At 30.4% G+C, this 5,113-nt stretch carries 6 protein-coding genes; all 6 read right to left on the bottom strand.

Annotated elements, in window-relative coordinates; translation table 11 throughout:
- Positions 1-143: 143 nt before the first annotated feature.
- A complete protein-coding gene (locus ABJD66_RS16910) occupies positions 144-962 on the bottom strand; it encodes a DUF1080 domain-containing protein (RefSeq protein ID WP_348133836.1) in 819 nt (272 codons plus the stop codon).
- A gap of 139 nt (positions 963-1,101) precedes the next feature.
- Positions 1,102-2,187: an SGNH/GDSL hydrolase family protein gene (locus ABJD66_RS16905; RefSeq protein WP_348133833.1), complete on the bottom strand. Its 1,086-nt coding sequence runs from the start codon at positions 2,185-2,187 to the stop codon at positions 1,102-1,104.
- A gap of 87 nt (positions 2,188-2,274) precedes the next feature.
- Positions 2,275-2,835: a carboxymuconolactone decarboxylase family protein gene (locus tag ABJD66_RS16900; RefSeq protein ID WP_348133830.1), complete on the bottom strand. Its 561-nt coding sequence runs from the start codon at positions 2,833-2,835 to the stop codon at positions 2,275-2,277.
- A 70-nt stretch (positions 2,836-2,905) separates the two neighbouring features.
- A complete protein-coding gene (locus ABJD66_RS16895; RefSeq protein WP_100893843.1) occupies positions 2,906-3,223 on the bottom strand; it encodes a helix-turn-helix transcriptional regulator in 318 nt (105 codons plus the stop codon).
- A gap of 25 nt (positions 3,224-3,248) precedes the next feature.
- Positions 3,249-4,157, bottom strand: coding sequence for a hypothetical protein (locus tag ABJD66_RS16890; RefSeq protein WP_348133827.1), 909 nt, complete (start codon positions 4,155-4,157; stop codon positions 3,249-3,251).
- Positions 4,158-4,312: 155 nt separating this feature from the next.
- Positions 4,313-5,113: T9SS type A sorting domain-containing protein (locus ABJD66_RS16885; protein WP_348133824.1), on the bottom strand; the 801-nt coding region annotated here is incomplete at its 5' end.

Genomic DNA, 5,113 nt, shown 5'->3' with positions numbered 1-5,113 from the left:
ATTAAAAACTAGAGATTGGCCAGAAACAAAAGCTGCTTTACAGAATTTGGTGGCTGCTGCAAAAACAATGCGTTCTAAATTAGAAAAAGCATATTAAATTAAAAAAGCCTTTAGCGTATTTGCTAAAGGCTTTTTTTTAAGAATTAATTTTTTGCTAACAGCTCATTAATTACTTCTGTTAGTTTGCCTTGGTCTGTAATGTGTTTTTCTAAGTTTACTATTTCTACCTTTCTAAAATCTACAGGGTGACTCTCACTTTGTAAAGAGATGCTACCACTGGTTAATGGTTTGCCTTCTTTGGCTCCGTTTACAGGGTCTAGTTGAGGTTTTGTATAGCGCAGTACTTCTTCTCCATTTACATAGTGCACTATTAAAGAATCTCTTAAAACTAGAGCTTCAACACGTACCCATTGTTCTCCATGGTACGTTTTAGAGGTAGAGCTTGCACAGTGTTCTTGCTTTATTTCATTATTAAAAACATACTGTGTACCTGGTGTGCATATATTGGCTGTAGTACGCTCATCTTTACCATTGCCACCTAAAAGTTGTAGTTCTATAGAGTTAGGAAAATCTTGCTCTACAGACATTGTGTTTGGCGACTGTCCGTGTAGCATAATACCGCTATTTCTTGTAGCCCAACCTTCGCCACCTTTGGCTTGTTCACCAACAAATCTATATTCTACACCTATTAAATATGCGCTGTATGGCTTTTTATAAAATAAGTGTCCGTATTGCTGATTAAAATCCCCGTAGTTATTGTAGCGTACTTGTATGTTACCGTCTTTTACGCTAAATGTATTTGCGTAGTTGTCATTTAAAGGATGATTTCTAATTTTTATTTGCCAGCCTTTAAGGTCTTTACCATTAAAAAGCTGTTTCCATTTGGGTTTGTTGTTGTTACAACTGGTTAAAAAAAGCACGCAACTAAGTATAATTAGTGTACTATAGGTTTTGGTTTTCATATTTTGGTAGATTATTTGGATCTGCTAAAATATAAATTTACTAGACAGTTGTAATGTATATGATGTTAAATCTGTAGAAAAAACTTACAGTATTTATTTTGTATAAATGATATATAGTTTTTAAAGTTAGGCAATGACCTTACCAGTCTATGTTTTTATCAATAAAAGTAATAAGACTTTTAGCCATATCTTCTTGCTCTTTTATAGATGGATGCCCAGGTGTATTTTTATAGGGCATAAAATGAGTATAAACATTTTTATCTGCTAATTTTGTTACCGCTTTGCTAATAAAACTCATCCATTTAGAGTCTTCTTTTGTAGCATTCATAGCTCCTAAAGCACATATAATTTTAGCATTAGGATATTCTTTTCTTAGGCTAGTAATAAAGTTTTGGTAGGCAGTAACAAAAAAGTCATCTTCTGGTTTTTTGTTCCCAAACCTATGTTTAAACTCTTCATTTTTTGGCATATTCACTATCCAAGAATCGTTCTGAAATAAATTTACAACAACTATATCTGGCTGGTACAAAGAAAAATCCCATAAGCTGTTTTTATTATTAGGATTTAGCCTATTGTATAGCTCTGGCATTATTATGGGAAACCAGCTTACAGTAATTCCAATTCCGCTTTTGCAAATAGCTCTGTATTCGGCATTAAAATGTCTGGCTGTAATAGCAGCGTAACTTAAATAATTGTTGGTGTATGTACTATCTGGTCTGTCTTTACCAGTATAATCTTCAACAGCATAACCAGCAGTGATAGAGTTTCCGTAAAATTCAATTTTTCTGGTTTTAGGTGTGTCTTTTGGTAGTATTTTACCTTTTTTATTCAGTTTAAAACCAAAAAAGCTTGTTTTGCCTTTATCCCATTCTGTTCTTTTGAATAGCTCTACAGTATGTTTTCCTTTTTTTAAATTACGGGCAAGTGTATAATAACGTTTTGTAGTATCTAATCGTAATAATTTAGTACTGTCATTATCTACAAGAATATTATAGTAGTTTTCTCCTTTTTCATCTTGTAATAAGGCTTTTATATCGGTGCCTTCAAAATTTAATTTTATAGATGTGCCAGACCAATGTAAATCTGTACTATCTGTTACAGTAGTATCTACTCTTCCCCAATATGTAATGTTTTTATTTGTATTGGTTATTATGGTTCTTGAATTGGTTTTACAAGACGTTAAAAACAGAATTGCTAGAAAACAGGTATAAACTATATATTTCATATTAAATACGTAAATAACTCACAAGTTAAAAAAACAAAACCACCTAAATGGTGGTTTGTATAAAAGTATAATAATGATCTAAATTTTTTAATCTTCAATTTCTTTACCAACCGCAAAAGGTTCTAAAGATTCGTTTATTACATTTTCTGTAATGTGGTTAATGTAGTTACTTAGGGTTTTTAAGGATACACCAACAATAATTTCCATTATATTTTCTGGAGAAAAACCTGCATTGTAAAAAACCTCTAAATCGTTTTTAGAAACGTTACCTCTGGTCTCTGTAATTTTTTTAGTAGTGTTTATAAGTACATTTAACCTAGTGTCTTCTACCTGTTTTTGTTTGCGTATAGTATTTAAGGTTTTAGATGCTACGCCATTTGCTTTAGCGGCTCTAGTATGTGCAGCAGTACAATAATCACATTTGTTAACAACGCTTGCAGCAAGTAATATTAGGTGTTGCTCACCAGCTGTAAAAGATGTAGTAGAAAATATTTTAAATAAACTGTTATACGCCTCTAAAGATGCAGGTGCGCCGGCCATATATTTAAACAAGTTAGGCACAGCTCCGTATTTTTGCTCTCCGTATTTTAAGAGTTCTTTAGATGCTTCTGGAGCGCTTTCTATGCTATGCTTTGTAAAATTTTTCATTTCTGCTAATTTTTAATTTATAAAAAAGCAAAGGTATAGCCGTGTATAACAATTGGCAATGGACAAAGGTTCACTTTAAAGAACTTCTGTATTCTGTAGGTGTTTGCCCAGTTTTGCGTTTAAATACTTTACTAAAATAAAAATGATCTTCAAAGTTCATTTCAAAAGCAATTTCTTTAATGGTTTTATCTGTTTGTTTTAGCAATTGTTTGCCGTGTGTTATTTGCTTTTCTAATAAAACTTGACAAGGTGGTTGTAAATTATTTTTTTTAGCAAGTTTACTTAAATACTTAGGTTTTAAACCAAGTTCTTTTTCATAAAAAGAAATCTCGTGTTGTGTAATAAAGTGCTTATTTACTAATTCTGTAAAATGATCTAAAACATCCATTTACTATTTATTTTTTGATTTAATGTTATTTGTTATAAGGTAAATTATAGTTTTTGTTTGGCTTTAAGTATATAAATGTTCTATCTGCACTAATATAAAAATCAAACCTTTTTAAAAAGTCAGTGCCTAAAACACTCATACTTTGTCTAGCAATTGCGCCTTTAAAAAAGCCAATAGGCACATTTTTAAATGTAGTTTTGCCAACTTTAAATTTAGGTAAAATAGCCTTTTGTGTTTTTAGTATATTACCATAAGAATCTTTAAGTTCTTTAGTGTCTATAATTTTTAAAAGTGAGTCTAATTTATTGGTTTTGGAAAAATTGTCATCAAACAAAATAAAACCAGTGTAACCAGAGTGAATTAAAAATGTGTTTTTATACTTTGTAGATCCAATACTACTTTCTCCGCCTAAAAACATAAATCCGTCTTTATAATTTAAAGGGATTTTTTTATACCCTTTCATTTTTTTAGGTATTGTTTTGTGTACCGTTATTTTGTGGTTTGTAAAGCTAATATGTAGGGCTTTGCCCTTAAATAAACTAGGTCCAAATTTACCATCTGTTCCTGGTCCTGAATTTTTATTTTCCCAAATAGGTAAATTTTCCCAATTAAAACTTCTTATTTGTAATGTGTTGCTATTGCTATGTCTAGACGTGCTTTTACCTCCCCAAATTTCTACAGTATCTTCTGTGTTCCATTGTACGCTAGTTACTTTTGTGGCGCTATCTTTAATTAAAGTTATAGATTCTGCTGCTGTATGTAGCATTAAACTAACAGTGTCTTTTTTATTTAAAATGGCCTGTACTGCAATGTTGTTTTTAGGTGTAAAAGTAAACGGAAAAGAACCAAGAAAGTTTGTTTCAATTTGTTGAGAAAAAGAATTAGCACAAACAAATACAATTAATAAAATGCATAGGCATAAGTTTTTAAGCATAGCTTTAATTGGTTTGGTATAGAAAAACTAAAGTACACAAAAGTAAAAAGAGCAGTACTGTGGTTAGTGTTAATTTTAAAAAGAACAGTTTTGTTTAAAGAAAAAAAGCCTCTTCAGTTTTAATTGAAGAGGCTTTTGTATTAAGAATTGTATGTTTAATTAACTATAAATTTTTTAGTTATAATTTTACTAGAGTCTTTAAAGCTCAAAAAGTAAATTCCTTTAGATAATTTACTTACATCTACAGTGTAAGGAGATGTTGTGTTAATGTAATTTACAGTTTTAATTAAAAGTCCATTTACGTCCCTAATAAAAATCTCTTTAATTTGAGAATCTTTTTTATAATCTACTTGTAAAAAATTAGTAGTTGGATTAGGAAATAATTTTAAGTTTTCTTGATCTACCTCTTTATTAAGGCTATCTGTTTTAGTTTCTAATAAAGTTTTATTAGCAGATGCTGTACTTGTGTTTTCATTAATGGTTACAGTTACTATATCATTAAACTTAGCATCGTGTTTAATTTTTAATGTTAAAGTTTTAGTGCTTCCATCCCAATCTGAAGAAACCAGAGCATCATCAATATTAAGTGTTACCTTAGGTTTAGAGTCGCAATTAACTAGAATTTTAGTGTTTTCAATAGGGCTAGAAGCCACCTTAACGTCTGGTTTGTTTATTAAGTACTGTTGGTACTTATTAGAGTTAACAATTAAGGTAAGCTTGTCGCCTTCACTATTTAGTTTACTAACAATATAGGTGCTAATGTTAATACCACCTTTAATGCTATTTATAAAATTACTGTCTCCAAAATCTATATTGTAAGTTTGGTTATCTAAGTATTTTCTGCCTTCAACAGAATTAAGGATAATATATTTTTTGCCAGTTTTATTAACCCAAGCAGTACCTTTATGAGGTGCTTTTGCGATAAAAGCGTTATTAACCTTGGCTCCTGTATTAAT

Source organism: Cellulophaga sp. (assembly GCF_039943695.1).
Taxonomy (GTDB): domain Bacteria; phylum Bacteroidota; class Bacteroidia; order Flavobacteriales; family Flavobacteriaceae; genus Cellulophaga.
Note: the sequence above shows the minus strand (reverse complement) of the source record. Positions and strands in the feature narration are given on the sequence as shown.

Bases quoted from the DNA above. Each gene is read 5' to 3' on its own strand.
- ABJD66_RS16910 (WP_348133836.1), bottom strand. From the start codon at position 962: ATGAAAACCAAAACCTATAGTACACTAATTATACTTAGTTGCGTGCTT.
- ABJD66_RS16905 (WP_348133833.1), bottom strand. From the start codon at position 2,187: ATGAAATATATAGTTTATACCTGTTTTCTAGCAATTCTGTTTTTAACG.
- ABJD66_RS16890 (WP_348133827.1), bottom strand. From the start codon at position 4,157: ATGCTTAAAAACTTATGCCTATGCATTTTATTAATTGTATTTGTTTGT.
- ABJD66_RS16895 (WP_100893843.1), bottom strand. From the start codon at position 3,223: ATGGATGTTTTAGATCATTTTACAGAATTAGTAAATAAGCACTTTATT.
- ABJD66_RS16900 (WP_348133830.1), bottom strand. From the start codon at position 2,835: ATGAAAAATTTTACAAAGCATAGCATAGAAAGCGCTCCAGAAGCATCT.